A 263-nucleotide genomic window follows, 5' to 3' on the forward strand; every position below is an offset into this window, starting at 1 on the left:
CGGCTGATGTTGCTTAAATTGACCGTCAAATATTTACCCACCAGCACCATCGCCGCCAACATAAACGGCGCGGTAAAACCGAACAGCACGCGCCAATGCGTATGGTCGATGATGATGCCCGACAGCGTCGGCCCCATTGCAGGCGCGGCGGTAAACATCATGGTAATCACACCCATCGCCGTTCCGCGCTTGTTGGGCGGAAAAATCGACAACACACCGTTAAACAGAAGCGGGACAAAAAACGCGGCAGACACTGCCTGCAC

1 protein-coding gene is annotated in these 263 nt (G+C 55.1%); it reads right to left on the reverse strand.

The features are described from left to right. Positions 1-263, reverse strand: a 263-nt coding sequence (locus tag ACI43T_RS12120) for an MFS transporter (protein WP_405387375.1), incomplete at both ends; no start/stop codon positions are given.

The sequence above is a fragment of the Neisseria oralis genome, assembly GCF_045062685.1.
GTDB classification, from domain to species: Bacteria; Pseudomonadota; Gammaproteobacteria; order Burkholderiales; family Neisseriaceae; genus Neisseria; species Neisseria oralis.